The 19,126-nt window shown below is 63.3% G+C and carries 15 protein-coding genes; 6 read left to right on the forward strand and 9 right to left on the reverse strand.

The window, feature by feature from the left end; translation table 11 throughout:
* Positions 1-204: 204 nt before the first annotated feature.
* Positions 205-948: a histidine utilization repressor gene (gene hutC, locus SB764_RS24240; protein WP_321857566.1), complete on the reverse strand. Its 744-nt coding sequence runs from the start codon at positions 946-948 to the stop codon at positions 205-207.
* Positions 949-1,177: 229 nt separating this feature from the next.
* Here hutC and SB764_RS24245 point away from each other — a divergent pair, with 229 nt between their 5' ends.
* The 5 genes from SB764_RS24245 (at position 1,178) to SB764_RS24265 (ending at position 5,413) form a co-directional block, all read left to right on the forward strand.
* A complete protein-coding gene (locus SB764_RS24245; protein WP_065065908.1) occupies positions 1,178-1,789 on the forward strand; it encodes an alpha/beta fold hydrolase in 612 nt (203 codons plus the stop codon).
* 383 nt (positions 1,790-2,172) lie between these two features.
* Positions 2,173-3,564 (forward strand): TIGR00366 family protein, encoded by a 1,392-nt coding sequence (locus tag SB764_RS24250; protein WP_410865179.1) that lies wholly within the window; start codon positions 2,173-2,175, stop codon positions 3,562-3,564.
* 257 nt (positions 3,565-3,821) lie between these two features.
* Positions 3,822-4,352 carry an ankyrin repeat domain-containing protein gene (locus tag SB764_RS24255; RefSeq protein WP_410865181.1) on the forward strand — a complete coding sequence of 177 codons (531 nt, stop codon included), beginning with the start codon at positions 3,822-3,824 and terminating at the stop codon, positions 4,350-4,352.
* A gap of 324 nt (positions 4,353-4,676) precedes the next feature.
* Complete coding sequence (locus tag SB764_RS24260; protein ID WP_065065911.1) at positions 4,677-5,042, forward strand: hypothetical protein; 366 nt, start codon at positions 4,677-4,679, stop codon at positions 5,040-5,042.
* A 44-nt stretch (positions 5,043-5,086) separates the two neighbouring features.
* Entirely contained in the window at positions 5,087-5,413 is a 327-nt protein-coding gene (locus SB764_RS24265; RefSeq protein WP_110328604.1) for a hypothetical protein, read from the forward strand.
* A gap of 46 nt (positions 5,414-5,459) precedes the next feature.
* Here SB764_RS24265 and SB764_RS24270 read toward each other — a convergent pair whose 3' ends face one another.
* The 6 genes from SB764_RS24270 to SB764_RS24295 form a co-directional block, all read right to left on the reverse strand.
* Entirely contained in the window at positions 5,460-6,920 is a 1,461-nt protein-coding gene (locus SB764_RS24270) for an efflux transporter outer membrane subunit (RefSeq protein WP_410865183.1), read from the reverse strand.
* Between the two features lie 4 nt (positions 6,921-6,924).
* Positions 6,925-10,086 carry a multidrug efflux RND transporter permease subunit gene (locus tag SB764_RS24275; protein ID WP_321869652.1) on the reverse strand — a complete coding sequence of 1,054 codons (3,162 nt, stop codon included), beginning with the start codon at positions 10,084-10,086 and terminating at the stop codon, positions 6,925-6,927.
* A gap of 3 nt (positions 10,087-10,089) precedes the next feature.
* Positions 10,090-11,700, reverse strand: a complete 1,611-nt coding sequence (locus tag SB764_RS24280) for an efflux RND transporter periplasmic adaptor subunit (RefSeq protein ID WP_176081192.1) — start codon at positions 11,698-11,700, stop codon at positions 10,090-10,092.
* Between the two features lie 272 nt (positions 11,701-11,972).
* The gene (locus tag SB764_RS24285) at positions 11,973-12,314 is read right to left on the reverse strand and encodes a hypothetical protein (protein ID WP_146230052.1); all 342 of its coding nucleotides are present in this window, start codon (positions 12,312-12,314) and stop codon (positions 11,973-11,975) included.
* 143 nt (positions 12,315-12,457) lie between these two features.
* Entirely contained in the window at positions 12,458-13,783 is a 1,326-nt protein-coding gene (locus SB764_RS24290) for an MFS transporter (RefSeq protein WP_410865186.1), read from the reverse strand.
* 82 nt (positions 13,784-13,865) lie between these two features.
* Positions 13,866-15,041, reverse strand: a complete 1,176-nt coding sequence (locus tag SB764_RS24295; protein WP_321869648.1) for a M20 aminoacylase family protein — start codon at positions 15,039-15,041, stop codon at positions 13,866-13,868.
* A 125-nt stretch (positions 15,042-15,166) separates the two neighbouring features.
* Between SB764_RS24295 and SB764_RS24300 the strand changes: the two genes are divergently transcribed.
* Positions 15,167-16,117, forward strand: a complete 951-nt coding sequence (locus SB764_RS24300) for a LysR substrate-binding domain-containing protein (RefSeq protein ID WP_410865188.1) — start codon at positions 15,167-15,169, stop codon at positions 16,115-16,117.
* A 7-nt stretch (positions 16,118-16,124) separates the two neighbouring features.
* Here the strand turns inward: SB764_RS24300 and bamA are convergent, their stop codons facing one another.
* Both bamA and SB764_RS24310 read right to left on the reverse strand, forming a co-directional pair.
* Positions 16,125-18,371, reverse strand: a complete 2,247-nt coding sequence (bamA, locus tag SB764_RS24305) for an outer membrane protein assembly factor BamA (RefSeq protein WP_231957823.1) — start codon at positions 18,369-18,371, stop codon at positions 16,125-16,127.
* A 179-nt stretch (positions 18,372-18,550) separates the two neighbouring features.
* Entirely contained in the window at positions 18,551-18,949 is a 399-nt protein-coding gene (locus tag SB764_RS24310) for a hypothetical protein (protein ID WP_065065970.1), read from the reverse strand.
* Positions 18,950-19,126: the final 177 nt, after the last annotated feature.

The following is a 19,126-nucleotide window of genomic DNA, read 5'->3' on the forward strand; positions in this document are numbered from 1 at the left end:
TTGTATATACAACTCGTTTCAATAAAACGAGCGTAGGGAATTACCCTGGAGATTTTCCGGGATTTTTTAGCGTGTTAGCGGGGAGTCGAGCGCCTTGAATCGGCGCTCATTGGCTAGACAAGATGCTGCGACGTGCGCGCCCGGAACGGCGCGCAGTGGAGAAAGCGGAGAAAGCGGAAACGCGAGAAGAACGGGAAGAAAGCGTCAGACCGTGCCGGCCAGATGAAAGCGCGAAGCCGGATGCCAGAGCCGCACCGACGTCGCCACGTGCCGGCCGACCCACGTGCGGCGCAGCAGCAGCAAACAAGGCTCGCCGATCTCCATCGCCAGATACTGGCGCACGCGCGCATCGGGCTTCTGCGCGTAGATGCGAAATTCCGCGCGCTGGATCGGCGCGAGCCGCACCATATAGTGATTGGGCGTTTCGACCGTGAAATCCTGCTGGAGATAATCGGGAAACACCTCGGGATTCACATAGCGATCCTCGTACTGGATCGGCTCGCCCTCTTCGCTGTGCACGATGCGCGAATGGAACACCGGCCCGCGTTCGAGTTCGAGCGCGGCGATGGCGTTCTCGTCGTCGCTGGCTTCGAGCGCGAGCACGTTCGCGCTATGGCGATGGCCGCGCGCGGCAATTTCGTCGGCGATATTGCGGATCTGCAGCGCCGTCGACTCGTATTGACGCGGCGCGACGTAGGTGCCCGAGCCACGCACGCGGTTGAGCACGCCATCGGCCATCAGCTCGCGCAGCGCGCGCGACACGGTCATGCGCGCGACGCCGAATTCCTTGACCATTTCGGTTTCGGAAGGCACGACGTCGCCCGGCTTGAGCGCACCGCTTTCGATCTGCGCGAGGACGTGACGCTTGATCTGTTCGTAGGCGGGCAGTGGCGCACCGTGAGCCGGCTTTTTTTGCATGGTGTCGAGCGGAAAATGAACCGGCCACATTGTACCGTTCGCGCTCGGGGCCGCCGCGCGCGGCGTTGTCGGCGGCCAGGCCGGGCTCGCTCGCCCCGCGCGCGAGGGCCACGCGCTTGCGTGCTAAGATCGGCGGCTTCTGAACCCAGACTGCCCCCGGACCTGACCGGTCCAGGCCACGTCCGGCCCGCTTGCGGCGCGCGTTCGCGACGCTGCTCCACTTCACGCCACTTTCACGCGCGCTCCGAGCGAAACGACCTTGAACGCACCGACCCAACTCATTTTCCTGCCGGGCGCCTCGGGCGACCCCGCGTTCTGGCAACCGATGGCGAACGCGCTCACCTACGAAGCCGAGCATCAGTTCCTCGCCTATCCGGGCTTCGGCGCCGAACCCGCCGATCCGGACGTCGAAAATTTCGAGGACCTCGTGCGCCGCCTCGTGCAACGGATCGACCGTCCGACCGCGCTGATCGCCCAGTCGATGGGCGGCGTGCTGGCCTTGCGCGCGGCGCTCGCGAAGCCCGCGCTCGTCACGCATCTGGTGCTGGCCGTCACCTCGGGCGGCCTCGACATGCAGGCGCTGGGCGCGAGCGACTGGCGCGAGAGCTTCGGCAAGGAAAACCCGCATCTGCCGGACTGGTTCCTGACGCTGCGCGAAGATCTCACGGGCGAACTGCCTTATATCCAGCAGCCGGTCATGCTGCTGTGGGGCGACGAAGATCCCATCAGCCCGCTCTCCGTGGGCGAAAAGCTGCTCGAATTGCTGCCGAATTCCGAGCTCGATCTCGTGAACGGCGGCGGCCACGATCTGGCCAACGCGCATGCGCGTGTGCTCGCCCCGCTCGTCGACGAATTCCTGCAGCAAGCCTGACGTCCTTCACGCGCGCGGCGTCCTGCCGCGCGCGCTGTCTCTTCCGATCTCCCCGCTTTTACGCTTTTACGTCTGCCGCACGCTCGACGTTCCGGCCGCGCGCCCGCACGTCCCGCGCTTTCCTTTTTGCTTTCCACATCTTTCATTAACCATTCAATCGACGGCGATCTGCCTTGAAAAAGCCGCGAACTGACGCGATTGCGGCTTGACATTCAGCAGGCATAAAGCGACTATTGGCCGGTTCGATAAACGAAACGTAGTTCGCATTGCGAACGCACGATAACAACAACGAGCAGGCCGCCGCACGTCGCCGTGACACCTCGTGACACGCCGCGCGTGGCGCACATCAGCTTGCAGCCACACACTGCGCGACTCATAACAGCATGAAAAGAGACAACCCTCCCATCGCTCAACCGCAATCCGCCAAAGGCCGCGGCGTCGTCGCCGCCCTCGTCTATGTGTTCGAGCGGGTCATGCCCGACCCCTTCGTTCTCTCGATCTGTCTCACGGCGTTCGTCGCCGTGCTCGCGCTCGCGATTGCGCCGCAAGGCCATATTCCGACGCTGCTCGACGCCTGGTACACGGGCACCTTCGGCATCCTCGGCTTCGCGCTGCAGATGATCCTGATTCTCGCGACCGGCTATGCGATCGCCGAAGCGCCGATCGTCCAGCGCGGCCTGCGCGCGCTCGCGGCGAAAGCGCAGACGCCCGCGCGCGCCGCGCTGCTGGTGTTTCCGGTCGTCGCCGTCGCCGCGTGGCTGAACTGGGGCCTCGGCCTCATCGTCGGCGCGCTGCTCTCGCGCGAAATCGCGCGGCGCGTGAAGGTCGATTTCGCGTGGCTCGTGGCCGGCAGCTATTCGGCGTGGTCGATCTGCAATAGCGGCCTGTCGAGTTCGATCGCGCTCTCGCAGGCTTCGCACGGCAACGCGCTCAATCTGGTCGAAAAGGCCACGGGCCACGTCGTGCCGCTCGCCGAGACCGTGTTCGCGCCGTTCGTGTTCGTGCCGACCGTGCTGGTGGTCGTCGTGATGACCGCGATCTTTATCCGCATGCACCCGAAAGCGGAAGACGTGGTGGCCTTCAATCAGGCCGCGCAGGACGAAGACAGCGCCCCGAGCGACGACCCGCACGCGCGCATCAGCGACACGCCGTCGTTCGCCACGCGCCTCGAACAGTCGATGCTCGGCATGCTGCTGCTGCTCGTGCTGGGCGTGGGCTTTCTGGCGATGGAATGGAGCGAAAAAGGCTTCGATCTCGACATCAACACGACCATCCTGATCTTCCTGCTGATCGGCCTCGCGCTGCAGCGCACGCCGATCGCCTACGCGAACGCAATCCGCCGCGCCGCGCGCCAGACCGGCTCGATGCTGCTGCAATACCCGATCTACGGCGGCATCATGGGCATCATGAAAGGCACCGGTCTCGCGTCGATGATCGCCAAGGCGTTCGTGACGATCGCCACGCCGGTTTCGCTGCCGATCTGGAGCTACCTGAGCTCGCTCATCATCACGCTGCTGGTGCCGAGCGCGGGCGGACACTGGGCCGTGCAAGGGCCGTTCGTGCTGCCCGCCGCGCTGAGCCTGCATGCGTCGGTGCCGCGCACCGCGATGGGCGTGGCGATGGCCGAAAACGTCTCGAACATGCTCCAGCCGTTCTGGGCCGTGCCGATCGTGGCCATCGCGGGCATCCGCATCCAGCGCGTGATGGGCTACACCGCCGTGACGTTCGCGGTCTCGCTCGTGATCTACGCGGTCGCGCTCTGGCTGGTGCCGTGATTGGTGCCCTGATGGGTGCCGTAATCGCCTGATTGTCGATCGTCGCGCTTTCACCGGCGACACAGCATTCCCCGCTTCGGCGGCGCAACGGCGCCGCGCCTGCCGCGTGTGTTTCTCGCGCGGCCCGGCGCGGCGCCGTTTTTTCGTGCGGCATTGTGCACTTTCGTAGTTTGCGCACCCCGCGCGCGAATCGGCGACAATGAGGCTCGCCCGGCAGCGCGCGGGCTTCGCCACCGACCGAACCGAAGGAGCCCGCCGTGACCGCCAACCCCTCCGCCGACGATCTCGATCCACGTCTGCTCGATTTCGCGCGTGAAGTCTTCGACACCGCGCGCCGTGGCGAAGCCGCCACGCTCGCCTCGCTCATCGATCAGGGCCTGCCGCCCAATCTGCGCAACGATAAAGGCGACAGCCTCGTGATGCTCGCGAGCTACCACGGCCACGCCAACGCCGTGCGCGCGCTGGTGCAACGCGGCGCCGATCCCGACCTGCGCAACGACAACGGCCAGACGCCGCTCGCGGGCGCCGCATTCAAGGGCTACACCGACGTGATCGCCGCGCTGCTCGACAATGGCGCCGACGTGGAAGGCGCGTCGCCCGACGGCCGCACCGCGCTGATGATCGCGGCCATGTTCAACCGCGTGGACATCGTCGAAATGCTGATCGCGCGCGGCGCCAATCCGTCCGCGCAGGACGGCGCGGGCAATACCGCATTCGACGTCGCGAACGGCATGGGCGCATCCGACGCCGCCGCCTGGCTCGCACGCGCGAGCGGCAGAACCGTTTAACGCGACGTCGTTTTACGCCGCGATTTAAGGGCTCGAATCGCAACTTCATCGACAGATCGAATCTGGCGCGATCCGACCGTCCGGCACGAATGCGCCACGCATGCTCGGGACCGCTGCACCCCATGCCGATTGGCGCGCTGGCGCACACAGCCCTGGTGTCACTCCTGGTTTGCATACGAGGTCCTCCAGGCGACGCTACGCCTGTAGCCCGCGTAAAGCGGCACGTGTGTTGCTCCAGCGCGTTTACGTGATATTGTTTTGGCACTGGAGTCGTAACGTGCATGTGCCCGTCAATCGAACTTCGTCACCTTCGCGAGCGTCGCCATGAGTGATGTACGCCACCATCTAAGCCCGCGCGACCGCGTGGAATTGCTCTGCTGGCTCACGTGCGGGAGCCTCGGGGCCTACTACCTCAACGAATCCTGGCCGAACGCGGCTTTTCACGTGCAGGCGGCCCACAAGTGGCTCGATCGCCACGCGCGCGAAGCCGACTGGCTCGCCATCGCGCGGCTCACCGCCATCGCACAGGAAATCGCCAAGCAGCACGCATGGTTCGTCGACGCGACCTGGGCGCGCGACGCCGTCGAGGAAATACTCGACACCGACGACCTCAATTACCAGGCGAAGCTGGTTCTGCAGGTGCTCAAGGACTGCGAGCTCGCGCTCTCCGACCGCCGCGCCGCTGACTAGCCGCTTCGCTTCATCACGCGCCCCGCATCTTTCTCCATCAGACGATGGAGGCGGCGCGCGCGACGCCCGACCATACTCAGGAACGCAGCGCGGGCCCCGTCCGCGCATTCGCGGCCTCGCGCCGCTGCGGGAGCGTTCCGATGATCCCTTCTCCAGTTGCCGGCACCGTCGTGGCCATGGTTCTGTGCGCGTGCGCGTCGGCGGCGAGCACCGCGGCATTTGCGCAGCGCAACGCGCCAATGACCGGCATGAATAGCGGCAAACAGGTGCAGAAAATCGCGCCGAAGACCGACCGCAAATCGCTGCACGTGGCGAAAGCGACGCGCGCCGAACCTCAGTCGCTGCGCTATCTGCTAGCGGAATCGCCTTGAATGTAGCGCGCATTCACACTCATTTTTTCAGCGACCGCTCCGCCATTCACGACTGCGGAGCGGCTTTCGTCGTACCGTCCACCCCTTTCTCGCCCGCCGACGGCGTCCAGCCATAACCAAGCGCTTTATAGAGGCTCACGATCTGCGCGAGCTGCTGATCCTGTAGAGACGATTGCTGTAATTGCGCGCTGAATAAACTGCGTTCCGCATCGAGCACTTCCAGATAACTCGTATAACCGCCTTCGTAAAGATCGCGCGACAGCGCCGCATATTGCGTGAGCGCTTCCACCTGACGCGTCGTGGCGTCGAGCTGATCGCGCGTGCGCGCCACGCCGACGAGCGCATTCTCCACGTCGGCGAATGCCTGCTGGATCGTCTGCTCGTAACTCAGCAACGCTTCCTGTTGCACCGCTTCTGCCTGATGCACCGAGCCCGCAATCGCGCCGCCCTCGAAAATCGGCTGCGTCACCGACCCCGCGAACGACCAGATGCGCGCCGGTCCCGTCCATAAGCCCGAGAGCGCCGTGCTGGCCGCACCGAATAAACCCGTGAGCGAAATCTGCGGAAAATATTGCGCGCGCGCCGCGCCGATCGATGCGTTGGCGGAAACGAGCGCCTGCTCGGCCTGGAGAATATCGGGGCGGCGCTCGATCAACGACGAAGGCAGACCCTCGGGAATGGCCGGCGCGGTCAATTCGGTAATCGATTTGCCGCGCGGAATCGGCCCCGGATTCTGACCGAGTAACAGCGAAATTGCCGTTTCCTGTTGCGCGATCTGCTGCTCGATTGAATACACCGACGCCTGCGCGGATTCATATTCCGAACGCGCCTGACTCAATTGCAATTTCGACACCACGCCGCCCGCAAAACGCTCGTTAAACAGATCGAGCGCGCCCTGGCGGCTCTTGAGCGTCTCTTGCGCAATCGTCAGTTGATTGTCGTAATCGCGCAATTGCAGATAACTCGACGCCACATTGGCAATCAGCGCAATCCGCGTGGCCTGTTGCGCCGATTGCGTGCCGAGATAATCGGCGCGCGCGGCTTCGGTTAAACGCCGCAGACGCCCGAACAGATCGAGTTCCCACGACGCCACGCCTTCGAGCTGCACCTGATTGCCCACTACGGGTGGATAGCCGGGCGCGGGCACGCCACGGCTGCGCGACGCGCCGAAATTCGCGCCGATTTGCGGAAACAGGCCCGCGCGCGTCACCACGTAGCGACCGTAATATTCTTCGATACGCGCGGCGGCGATGCGCAAATCCTTGTTTTGCGCGAGCGCTTTCGCAATCAGATCGTCGAGTACCGGATCGTTGAATTGCGTCCACCAGTCGAGCGACGGATCGACCACTTCCGCGCCGGGCGCGGCAAAACGATAGGACGACGGCGATTCCACCGTCGGCCGATGATAGTCGGGCCCCACGGCGCAGGCCGCGAGACAGGCCGCAAAACAGGCCGCAAGCGCGAACGGTGCGGTGCGTAACATGGCGCGCTGGAGTATCGGCGTCATGGCTTCAACCCTCCTGCGCGGGCGGCGCCGACGGCGGCGGCAGGTTCGGCTCGGGCTTCGGCGTCTTGCGCGACGACAGCGTTTCGAGGCCCCAGAAGAACATCGGGATGAAGAACAGTGCGATCACCGTCGCGCCGAGCATGCCGAAAATCACGCCGGTGCCCAGCGAGCGCCGGCTCGCCGCCGACGCGCCGCTGGCGATCGCAAGCGGCACGCAACCGAGAATGAACGCGAGCGACGTCATAATGATCGGACGCAGCCGCAATTTCGCGGCGCGCAACGCGGCGTCATACGGCGACAGCCCTTCTTTCTCGCGCATTTCCACCGCGAATTCGAAAATAAGAATTGCGTTCTTCGCGGCCAGCGCAATCAGCACCGTCAAACCAATCTGGAAATACACGTCGTTTTCCATACCGCGTATGAAAATGCCCACCAGCGCGCCAAACAACGCAAAGGGCACGGCGAGCAGCACGCCGATCGGCAGCGACCATTTTTCGTATTGCGCCGCGAGAATCAGGAACACCATCAGCAACGCGAAGGCAAACACGAGCGCCGCCGTCGAGCCCGCCTGCTTTTCTTCGTAGGCCTGGCCGCTCCATTCGTAGTTGTAGCCGTCGCCGAGCGTTTCGCGCGCGATCTCTTCCATTGCCGCAATCGCTTCGCCGGAACTGTGACCGGGCGCGGCATCGCCGGTCAGCTTGGCCGCCGGGAAATTATTGAAACGATTCACGATATCCGCTCCCGGCACGAAACGGACCGTGGCCAGCGCCTTGATCGGCACCATCTGCCCGCTCGTATTGCGCACGTAAAGCTGCTGAATATCTTCCGGACGCGTGCGGTATTGCGGCTCCGCCTGCACGATCACCTGAAACAGACGGCTACCCTTTGGAAACTGGCTCACATACGACGACCCGAACATCGTCTGCAACGCGGAATACACATCCTGAATCGGCACGCCGAGTGTTTCCGCGCGCTCGCGGTCGACTTCCACCAGCAATTGCCGCGAATTGGTATTGATGGTCGAATTCACGCTGCGTAACGCGGGATTCTGGCGCGCCTTGGCAATGAACTGGCGCACCTTTTCCTCGAGTTGCTGATAACTGCCGTCGCCTGTGCTCTGCAGCCAGAATTCGAATCCGCCCGTGGTGCCGAGGCCCGGAATCGAAGGTGGATTGAGCGGCACCACCGCACCGTCCTTGAAGCCCGAAAACACTTTCGTCGCCGCGCGAATCAGATCCTGCGCCGTGCCGTTTGCGCCGCGCTCCTTGAAGCCCTTGAGCGTGATGAACAGCGTGCCCGCATTCGATTTATATTGCGAGTCGATCAAGCTATAGCCGATAGGCGCCGCCACCGAACTCACGGCGGGTTGCTTTGCGAACCAGTCTTCCGCCTTCTTCGACAATTCTCCGGTGCGGTCGAGACTGGCGGCGTCGGGCAACACGACGGCGCCGAGCAGATAGCCTTGGTCCTCCACCGGCAAAAACGACGACGGAATGGTTTTGAAGAGACCACCCGTGGCGATCAGCATCACGACGATCAATCCGATCGACAGCAGCACGCGGCGAATCGCAGTCTGCACCCAACTGCCATAGCCGTTGGTGAGCCGGTCGAATCTGTCGTTGAACCAGCGGAAAAAGCGGTTCTTCTTCTGCTCGCCCGGCTTGAGCAGAATGGCGGCCAGTGCGGGCGACAGCGTCAGCGCGACCACGCCCGACAACACCACCGACACCGCAATCGTCACCGCGAACTGTTTATAAAGCTGGCCCGTGATACCGGAAAGAAACGCCACAGGAATAAACACCGCAAGCAGCACGAGCACGATGGCCACCACCGGCCCGCTCACTTCGTCCATCGCGCGTTTGGCCGCCTCTTTCGGCGGCAATTTGAATTCGCTCATATTGCGCTCGACGTTTTCAATCACGACGATCGCGTCGTCCACCACAATGCCGATGGCCAGCACCATGCCGAACAAGGTGAGCATATTGATCGAAAAGCCGAATGCCTCCATGCCGATGAACGCCCCGATAATCGACACCGGCACCGCGAGAATTGGCACGAGTGTCGCGCGAAAACTCTGCAGGAAGATGTAGACCACCAGAATCACGAGTATCACGGCGTCGCGCAGGGTGTGCACCACTTCGCCGATCGACTCGCGCACGAATTCGGTGGTGTCGAGCGCCACTTCGTATTTCAGGCCGGGCGGGAAATTCTTCTTTAATTGCTCCAGCGTCGCACGCACCTGCTTGGCCACTTGCAGCGCGTTCGCGCCCGGCTGCTGATAGACCGCGATCAGCGTCGCCGTTTTGCCGTTATAACGGCCGCGCAATGAATAATCCTTCGCACCGAGTTCCGCGTGACCGATATCCTTGATGCGCACGATGGCGGCGTCGCCAGACCCCGCGCGCAAAATGATGTTGTCGAAATCGACCGGCTCGGTCAGACGCCCTTTGGTCGCCACCGGAAACGTCTGCTGCACGGGCGCGTCGGTGGGCGACTGGCCTAATCGTCCCGCGGAAAACTGCTGATTCTGCGCGCTGACGGCGTTCTGCACGTCGGCGACTGTGATGCCCAGTTTCGCCATGCGATCAGGTTTGAGCCAGATGCGCATCGCGTAGTCGGCGGAACCGAAAATCGACGCCTGATTCGCGCCCGGAATACGCTTGAGCGCGTCGAGCACATACACGTTCGCGTAATTCGCCACATACGCCTGGTCATAAGCGTTGTCGGGTGAATAGATCGCGATCACCATCATGAACGCCGACGAGCGCTTTTGCACCGAGACGCCTTGCGCCGTCACCGCATCGGGCAGCGTGGGCAGCGCGAGATTCACGCGGTTCTGCACGTCCACCTGCGCGAGCGACGGATCGGTGCCGATATTGAAATACACCGTGAGCGTCATATTGCCCGTCGACGAACTCGACGAACTCATATACATCATGTTGTCGGCGCCATTCACCTGCTGCTCGATGGGCGCGGCCACATTCTGCGCGACGATGTCGGCACTCGCGCCCGGATACGTGGCGCTCACGGTGATCGTGGGCGGCGCGATGTCGGGAAACTGCGCAATCGGCAGATTGAACATCGACACCAGGCCCGCCACCACGAGAATAATCGAGAGCACCGACGCGAAAATGGGCCGGTCGATAAAGAAGTGGGATAACTTCATCGCTCACCCCCCTGCGGTGGGCGAGAGCGTGACATCCACGCGGCGCGACTTGTCGGGAGGATCGGTGGCGACGATACGCGCGGGTTTGCGCATGTCGATGCGCGCATTCTGCACGCCCGCCACGATCAGCGCCGCCCGCACGGTCGCCGCACGCGAGGCGGCCAGACGTTCGTTCGCGGCATACGAGCCGCTTGAATCGGTGTAGCCGGAGATCACCACGTGCGTGTCCGGCGCACTCACGAGACGCTGCGCGACAGCGGCCAGCGCACTGGCCGATTGAGCGTCGAGGCTGGCGCTCCCGACTTCGAAATAAAGCCGGGTCAGTGCAGCGGCATTCGCTTCGGTCGACGTCGCCGGGGCTGCGCTTTTCGCACTGGAAGCGCTCGCGCCGTTTTGCGGAGCAGCCTGCTTCGCTGATTCGTCAGGATTCGCGACTTGCGCATTGGCGGTATCCGCGCCGGGGATTTTCACGCTGGCCGGCGGTGTTGCGACCACGTTTGCTTTTACGACAGCGCCCGGCATCAGCCGCAAAGTATTGTCGACCACAACGCGGTCCCCCGCGTGCAGCCCGGAACGAATGACCCAGTCGTTGCCATTCCACTCGCCCGTTTCCACCGAGCGCTGCTGCGCCTTGCCATCCTTGTCGACAGTCCAGACATAGGCGCCGCGCGGCCCCTGCATTACCGCGTCCTGCGGCACCGCCACCGCGCTCGCGCGATCCGCGCCGAGCAACTTGATTCGCACGAATTGGCCCGGACGCAACGCGCCAGTCGGATTCGGCACTTCGGCACGAATCAGATACGTGCCGGTTTCCGTGCTCAGCGACGCATCGGTAAAGGCAATGCGGCCGCGATACGGATACACACTGCCGTCCGCAAGCACGATGACCGCTTCGAGTTTGCCAAGCTGCGGAAACTTGAGCGCGCCGCTGTTGATCTGCGTGCGCAGATCCAGCATCTCGTTCTCGGACAACGAGAAGTTGATCCACATGGGATCGAGTTTGGCGACATAAGTGAGCAGGCTATTGGTGGCGTCGATATACGAGCCGTCCTGCTTCTTGGCGAAACTCGACAAGCCGGTCACCGGCGCGGTGATGGTCGTATAGCCGAGATTGAGGCTCGCGCTCGTGACATTGGCACGCGCCTGTTCGAGCGCAGCGGCCGCGGCTTGCTGCTGACCGACTGAGTCGTCGAGGTCTTTCTGGCTCAAGGCGTTCTTGGCAACGAGCGGACGCACGCGATTCAGGTTGGCCTGCGCCGTATCGAGCCGCGCCTTCTGCTGCGCATATTCGGCGCGCGCCGCGTCGAGCGCAGCCTCGAACGGCTTGCGGTCCATCACGAACATCACGTCGCCCTGATGAACCAGCGCACCTTCCTGATACACGCGCTTTTCCAGAAAGCCATTCACGCGCGCGCGAATTTCGACCTGCTGCGAGCTTTCCGTCTGCGCGACGTAATCGAATACCACGGGCACATCGCGCAACGCGACGTCGATTACATCGACATTGGCAGGCGGCGGCGCCGACGCAACGGGCGTCTTCTCATGGCACGCAGCAACTCCAAGCAGCAATCCCAACGACAGGCACAAACGGGCAAGCCGGATTCCGCATAACATGCTGTTCTCTCCGTTGTCGACGATCTACGCTGGACCGACGAACCCGAGGCGAGTCCGGTTATGCCGGACGTGCTGCGCCGCCTTGAAGCTCGGAGCAGATATTACTGCGTTTCCCGTAGGGGCACGTTGATGTTTGCCATTCTCGTGAGTTTGATACGCATGGCGAAATAATCGCCAACTGCATTGCATCGGTAGAAATGAAATCGGGGGATTGCAAACATGTGCGATTCAAGTAACGACTCAGCAAACGCTTCAATGCGTTGCAGTGCGTTTCAACGATCGCGTTCCAATTGCCTGATTGCGCCGAATTCCGCGCCTGGCAACATACGGATCAGCAGAGCCATGGCATCCGGCACGCGGCTGCGTTCGAGCGCGACATGCAGACAGGCGAGTTCGCTGCGCCGGTCGATGTCGATGGTATGCACGCCCAGTGCATCGCCGAGCATGCCGTGCAGCAGCCGGCGCGCGAGTTGCGCATCGGGTGGTGCGACGCGTACGATCATCTGCACGCGCGCGGCGCGCTGCGTCGCGTACGAGGCATCAAAGCGCGCGCCGCGCGCCTTCGGTTTATGTGACGAAGTTAAAGCGAGACGATGCGGAAGGAGCGATGCCATGTCGTGCGGTCGCGCGCCGCCGGATTGCGCGGCGCGCGTGTTGTTGAACATGGCTCGATTCTAGAAAGACGCGCGCAAAAATCGCGTCAAAAAAGGGGCAACGTGCGCCAAAAGCGTATAGCGCACGGCAATACGGGCACATGTCAATCGAGCGGACGGCCCGCCGGTTCGCGAATCAACGGCAATGCCAGCAACGAAACCGCCCCGCAGCCAATCAGATACCACGCGGGCGCAAGCGGATTGCCGAGCAGCTTGATGAGCCACGTTGCGAAGAATTGCGCAAAGCCACCAAATATCGACACACCCACGCAGTACACGATCGACATGCCCGTCACGCGAATCGATTGCGGAAACAACTCGGGCAGCATGACGATATTCGGCACCGCCGTGAACGCGACGAGTGCGCCCAGCACGGCCACAACGGCCAGCACCATGCCGACGGTCGGCATCGCGTGGATCAGCATGAACGCGGGATAGATCGCGGCGATCAGCAGCACGCGCGAGACGCCGAAGACCCACTTGCGCCCCACCCGGTCGGAGAGCCAGCCCGCGAACGGCGAGCAGACCGCCGTCACGAGCGCGGCCACGAGCGCGGCGCTCATGCCGACTGAAACCGGCAGGCCGAGAATCCGGATCGCGTACGTCGACATGTAGAACAACACGATGTAGTTGGCCGCCGTACCGCCTATCGTCGTGACCACGCCCGCGACGAGCGCCACGCGATGACGCGTGAAAATCTCGCGCAACGGACGCGCGACGTCCTCGGCGGCGGTGCCTTCCGCGGGTTGCGCGTGAACGAGGGTTTCGTCGAGATGGCGGCGAATATACACGCCCACCGGCGCGACCAGCATGCCAAGCACGAACGGCACGCGCCAGCCCCAGCTTTCGAGTGCCGAAGGCGTGAGTGCTGTCGAAAGCGCGACGCCGATCAGCGCGCCGCATACGGCGTTGAGCCCCTGACTCACGAACTGCCAGCTGCCGTAGAATCCACGTGTGCGGTCGTCGGCGTATTCGAGCAGGAGCGAGGTGGACGCGCCCACTTCGCCGCCCACCGCAAAGCCCTGAATCAGACGCGCGAGCAAGATAAGCGCGGGCGCGAGCAGCCCGATCTGCGCATACGTGGGCGCGAAGGCGATGAGCGCCGAGCCAAGCGCCATCAGCCAGAGCGTAAGCGTCATCGCTGCTTTACGGCCCGCGCGATCGGCAAACGCACCGATGAAGACGCCACCCAGCGGACGCACGATGAAACCCACGCCGAAACTGCCGACGGCCAGCATCAATTGATTCAACGCGCCGTGCACCGGAAAATACAGAGCGCCGATGGTCGAGGCGAAAAAGCTGTACACCGTGAAGTCGAAAAACTCGAGGCCGTTGCCAAGCGTGATCGCGGCAATAGCCTTCGCACGCGTGGCGCGAGAATGCGCATGCGGCGGCGCACCGGAGTCGCTGTGCAGCGAAGTGGCGTTCATCGTGTGTCTCCTTCTGTCTCGACCCGAGCGCGCGGCACACTCGAATGCTGAATCGTTCGCTATCCGAATCAATTATTCGTAATCACGGCTGCAAGAAACGTTCGGTCAATTTCACCCAATACGCCGCACCCGTCGCGAGGCAGTCGTCGTTGAAATCGTAGCCGGGGTTGTGAACCATGCAGCCGCCCTCCCCGTCGCCGTTACCAATGATCAGGTAGCTGCCAGCGCAGTGTCCGAGCAGAAACGCAAAGTCCTCGCTACCCGTGAGCGGGTCCATGTCGTGAATCAGACCGCCTTCGCCGAGCCAGTCGCGCGCCACGTCCTGCGCGAATGCAGTCATGGCCGGCTCGTTCACGAGCACCGGATAGCGACGCTGATAATCGATGCGCGCCGTCGCGCCATACACGCTCGCCTGCGCATGCACGAGCGCCGTAATGCGCTCCTCCAGCAGATCGCGCACGTCGGGACGCAGCGCGCGCACCGAGAGTTTCATCTGCGCGGTCTGCGGAATCACGTTGGGCGCGTCGCCCGCATGTATCGCGCCGACCGTGACGATCGCCATCTCGAGCGGCGGCACGTTGCGCGACACGATGGTCTGCAGCGCAAGCACGACGTTCGCGCACACCACCACCGGATCGATGGCCTTATGCGGCACCGCGCCGTGGCCGCCGCGCCCGTCGATGTCGATCACGACGGTATCCGAAGACGCCATGAACGGCCCCGCGCGAAAGCCCAGCTTGCCAGTCGGAAAGCCCGGCATGTTGTGCATCGCGAACACGGCGTCGCACGGAAAGCGCTCGAAGAGTCCTTCGTCGAGCATGCGCTTCGCGCCACCGAGGCCTTCCTCGGCCGGTTGAAAGATCAGATGAAGCGTGCCATTGAAACTGCGCGACTGCGCGAGATGTCTGGCCGCCGCAAGCAGCATCGCGGTGTGGCCGTCGTGACCGCACGCGTGCATCTTGCCCGGAATGCGGCTCGCGTAATCGAGCCCCGTGGCTTCGTGTATCGGCAGCGCGTCCATGTCGGCGCGCAGGCCCAGACGGCGCGTGCCGTCGCCCGCCTTGAGCGTGCCCACCACGCCCGTGCCGCCCAGCCCGCGATGGACCTCATAGCCCCACTCGGCGAGCCGCTGCGCGACCAGGTCGCCCGTCACGAACTCCTCGTAGCCGAGTTCGGGGTGCGCGTGAATGGCGTGGCGCAGCGCGATCATTTCAGCTTCGATCGCGGCAATTTCGGGCGGGATCGCCATCGTGTTCATCCGGAGTCTCCTGCATCGATACGGTTCGGTACGGTTCGAGACTCAGGATAATGACGCCGCTTTTTCGCCGACAGCCCTACAATGGTTGGCCCGCCAACCAGAGGTATGCACTCGGGTTTTCCCTCATGAAGTTCCATCAGTTCCGGGCGCTCGTCGCCATGGCCGATACCGGCAGCATCCGCGCGGCCGCGCGCGCGCTCGGCATTTCGCCCGCCGCGGCCACCAAGGCCGTGCGCGAACTCGAAGCCGAGCAGCAGATCGCGCTGGTGACGCGCAACGCGAGCGGCATCGCCTTCACCGAGGCGGGCCAGGCGCTGCTCGTGCACGCCCGCGCGATCGTGCACCAGATGTCGCGCGCCCAGGACGAACTCGACGCGCGGCGCGGCCGCGGCGGCGGCAAGCTCGCGATTGGCGTGACGCCGTGGCTCGCGCTCTCGTTTCTGCCCGACGCAGTCACGCTGTTTCGCGCGCGCATGCCCGACATGCACCTGGAGTTCTACGAGGGGCTGCTCAATATCGTGATGCCGCGTCTGCGCGACGGCTCACTCGACTTCTCGCTCGGCAAGCCCGGGCCGGCTTCGCTGCATACGGAATTCACGCAGACGCCGATCTTCGCCACCGAATCGGCCGTGGTCGTGCGCAAGGGTCATCCGCTGGAAGAAACGCATTCATTGCGCGATCTTCAGGATTGCGAATGGTTGCTCAACTGGGACCCGGCCAGCAAGGAAATGATCGCCGACGACGTGTTTCGCCGCCACGGTCTGCCGCTGCCGCGCACGGTGCACCTCGCGCATTCGTTCATCGTCGCGATGGGGCTGATCATGCACACCGACATGGCCAGCATTTTTCCGTGGCCGCTGGTGGAGACGCGCATCGCGCGCGAGAATCTGCGCGCGCTGTCGCTACAGGAAGAAGTGGACCGCACCGTGGTGAGCGTGGTCGCGCGTCGCGGCGTGCCGCTCTCGGCCGCCGCGGAATGCTTTCTCGATTGCCTCAAGACGGCGATCCGCTCCGGGGAAGCCTCGCAGGACCCGGAGCGGCGCCGCCTGTATCACTCGATCGAGTTGCTGATCTGAGCGCCGCTTAGAACGACGTACCGATCTGGAACTGGAACTTCTGATACTGATCGCCCGCATGCTTGACGATCGGGAAGCCGATGTCGAGCTTGAGCGGCCCGATCGGCGAGATCCATTCCAGACCCGCACCATAGCTGTAACGCAGGCCGTTCGCGCCGGTGCTGTTGCCTTCCGAACCCCAGACGTTACCGCCGTCGAGGAACGTGAAGACGCGCAGCGTGCGGTCGTAGCCCGTGCCCGGCAGCGGGAACGTGAGTTCGATATTGCCGACCACCATCTTCGAGCCGCCGATCGGATCGCCCGTGCTGGAGTCGCGCGGGCCGAGCGAGCCCGACTCGTAGCCACGCACCGAACCGATACCGCCCGCGTAGTAGTTCTTGAAGATCGGGTACGCGCCGCCAATGCCGTTGCCGTAGCCGCCCTGGAAGTTCAGGCCCAGCACGAAGCCGCGTGCGAACGAGTAGTAATACTGCATCTGCGCGTCGGCCTTGTAGTACTGCAGGCCGGCAGGCGTGCCGTATTCGGCATTGGCCTGCGCGAAGTAACCGCGGCTCGGCACCAGCGCGCTGTCACGATTGTCGCGCGACCAGCCCACCGTCAATGGAATGATGTTCGACACGCGGCCGAAATCGGCGACGTAATCCTTATACGTCTGCGGCGTTTCCGAGTCGATATCCAGACGATCCTGTTCGATGCCGAGACCGAAATACACCATGTCGGTTTCGGAAAACGGAATGCCGAATTTCATGTCCGCGCCATACGAAACGATACGGAAACTCGTGTCGTTGGTGCTCGAATAATAAAGCGGTTCGGTCGTGCGGTAATAGACGTCGGTAATACGCTTGATGCCGTCGACCGTGAAATACGGATCGATCTGCGTGACCGACAGCGTGCGGTACGTGCTCGCCGTATTCACGTTCAGCGAAAGCGTATTGCCCGAACCGAACACGTTGTCCTGCGAAACGCCCGCCGAAATGATCGGGCCTTCGCCCGAGCCGTAACCCACGCCCAGCGAAAGCGTGCCGGTAGGCTTCTCGGTCACGTTCACGTCCACGTCGACCTGATCCTGCGTGCCTTCCACGGGGACGGTCGTCACGTCGACGTTGGTGAAGTAACCCAGACGATTCACGCGGTCCTTCGAAAGCGCGAGGCGATTCGAATCGAACCACGCGCTTTCGAGCTGGCGCATTTCGCGGCGAATCACTTCGTCGCGCGTACGCGTATTGCCCGTGATGTTCACGTGACGCACATACACGCGGCGGCTCGGATCGACCTGCAGCGTCAGCGCGACGGTGTGATGCTGCTGATCGATCTGCGGTTCGGCATTGACGGTCGCGAACGCGTAACCGTATTCGCCGAGATGATCGACGAGCGCCTTGGTCGTGTCCTTGAGCTTCTGCGCCGAAAAACGCTGGCCCTTCTTCACGCCGATGAGCTTGGTGAGTTCGGCTTCGCGATTGAGCAGATTACCCGCGAGCTTCACGCTCGAAATCGTGTACGGCTCGCCCTCATGTATCGAGATCGTCAGATACATGTCCTTCTTGTCGGGCGACAGCGAGACCTGCGTGGAGTCGATATTGAACTCCAGATAGCCGCGGTCCAGATAGTACGAGCGCACGTTTTCCAGGTCGCCCGTGAGCTTGTCCTTCGAGTACAGATCGTTCTTCGTGTACCAGGAAAACCAGTTCGGCGTGGACAGCTGCATCTCGTCGCGCAAGGTGCTTTCGCTGAACGCATTGTTGCCGATGAAGTTCACCTGGCGGATCTTCGCGCTCGGGCCTTCGATCACCGAGAACAGCAGCGCGACGCGATTGCGGTCGATCGGCGTCACGGTCGTCGTCACCTCGGCGGCGTAATAGCCGCGCGTGAGGTACTGGCGCTTGAGCTCCTGCTCCGCGCGATCGACGAGCGCCTTGTCGTAGCTGCGGCCCGGCGAGAGTCCCACGGCGCTGAGCGCCTTGGTCAGATTGTCCTTGTCGAATTCGTGAATGCCCGCGAAGTCGATCGTGCCGATCGCCGCGCGTTCCTGCACCTGCACGACGACCGTGCGCCCTTCGGTGGAAATGCGCACGTCGCTGAAAAAGCCCGTTGCGTAGAGTGCGCGGATCGCGTCGGAGGCCTTGTCGTCGGAGAAAGTGTCGCCCTGCTTGATCGGCAGATAGGCGAACACGGTGCCCGGTTCGATACGCTGCAGGCCGTCGATGCGAATGTCCTGGACCACGAAAGGATCCGCGGCGTGTGCGGTGGCCGCCATGCTCAGGCCGAGGCCAGCGAAGGTCAGCGCGCGGGTGTAGCGCGTGGTAGATGAAACCGTCATGCGGGAGGTCGAGAGTAAGGCCAACGGGAACGCCGCGTTGCGCGCGCGGCAAGAAGGACGGCTGCGGCGGGAGCCGCGGCCACGTGACGAAGCGGCCGGCGCACGGCCGCCATGCGCTATTGCACGCGCATCGAAGCGGGCCGCAGCGGCTTGGCGAGACCGGTCGCGAGCGACAGCACTTCAGTCATGTGCGCGGCTTGCGACGGATGCAGGCGAAACGACAGCTCCGCGCCGCCGGGCAGGCGGAAACTCACCACCAGATGCTGCACGGCGCCCGACTCGCGGCCGATCTCCCATGCCTCGCAGGGCATGGTGAATTTGACGCTCGCACTCTTGTGGCGAATGCGCTCAGAACGGCCGATCGCGTTGGAAAGCGCGGCCAGCAATTCATGCATGACCGAACAGTGCACGGCAACGCTGTCCGGCTGATTACTGTTCACCATCAGATACTGGCCATCCGCGGTCAGTTCGAAACCGCGCAGCGAGTCGATGGCAAGTGACGTGGACGTGGACATAGACGGCGCCTCCGTGACGAAAACCATCGGCGGAGTGTAGAGAGATGGCGCCGCGATGCCATTACCCTTAGCGTTACGCGTATTACTTTCATCAATATTGCCGCGTAAGAGATGGGCGATTTACGTCTCGACCATGCGGGCCGCATTGCACGCCGAGCCCGTATTTGACGGCGCAAA

The organism is Paraburkholderia sp. SIMBA_027 (assembly GCF_046535315.1).
GTDB lineage: Bacteria > Pseudomonadota > Gammaproteobacteria > Burkholderiales > Burkholderiaceae > Paraburkholderia > Paraburkholderia tropica.

What these genes read in the sequence shown, in the direction of transcription:
- hutC (WP_321857566.1), bottom strand. Translation starts at nt 948, where the DNA reads ATGTGGCCGGTTCATTTTCCGCTCGACACCATGCAAAAAAAGCCGGCT.
- SB764_RS24280 (WP_176081192.1), bottom strand. Translation starts at nt 11,700, where the DNA reads ATGTTATGCGGAATCCGGCTTGCCCGTTTGTGCCTGTCGTTGGGATTG.
- SB764_RS24265 (WP_110328604.1), top strand. Translation starts at nt 5,087, where the DNA reads ATGGAGGCGGCGCGCGCGACGCCCGACCATACTCAGGAACGCAGCGCG.
- SB764_RS24275 (WP_321869652.1), bottom strand. Translation starts at nt 10,086, where the DNA reads ATGAAGTTATCCCACTTCTTTATCGACCGGCCCATTTTCGCGTCGGTG.
- SB764_RS24285 (WP_146230052.1), bottom strand. Translation starts at nt 12,314, where the DNA reads ATGGCATCGCTCCTTCCGCATCGTCTCGCTTTAACTTCGTCACATAAA.
- bamA (WP_231957823.1), bottom strand. Translation starts at nt 18,371, where the DNA reads ATGGCGGCCACCGCACACGCCGCGGATCCTTTCGTGGTCCAGGACATT.
- SB764_RS24310 (WP_065065970.1), bottom strand. Translation starts at nt 18,949, where the DNA reads ATGTCCACGTCCACGTCACTTGCCATCGACTCGCTGCGCGGTTTCGAA.
- SB764_RS24250 (WP_410865179.1), top strand. Translation starts at nt 2,173, where the DNA reads ATGAAAAGAGACAACCCTCCCATCGCTCAACCGCAATCCGCCAAAGGC.
- SB764_RS24295 (WP_321869648.1), bottom strand. Translation starts at nt 15,041, where the DNA reads ATGAACACGATGGCGATCCCGCCCGAAATTGCCGCGATCGAAGCTGAA.
- SB764_RS24260 (WP_065065911.1), top strand. Translation starts at nt 4,677, where the DNA reads ATGAGTGATGTACGCCACCATCTAAGCCCGCGCGACCGCGTGGAATTG.
- SB764_RS24270 (WP_410865183.1), bottom strand. Translation starts at nt 6,920, where the DNA reads ATGACGCCGATACTCCAGCGCGCCATGTTACGCACCGCACCGTTCGCG.
- SB764_RS24300 (WP_410865188.1), top strand. Translation starts at nt 15,167, where the DNA reads ATGAAGTTCCATCAGTTCCGGGCGCTCGTCGCCATGGCCGATACCGGC.
- SB764_RS24290 (WP_410865186.1), bottom strand. Translation starts at nt 13,783, where the DNA reads ATGAACGCCACTTCGCTGCACAGCGACTCCGGTGCGCCGCCGCATGCG.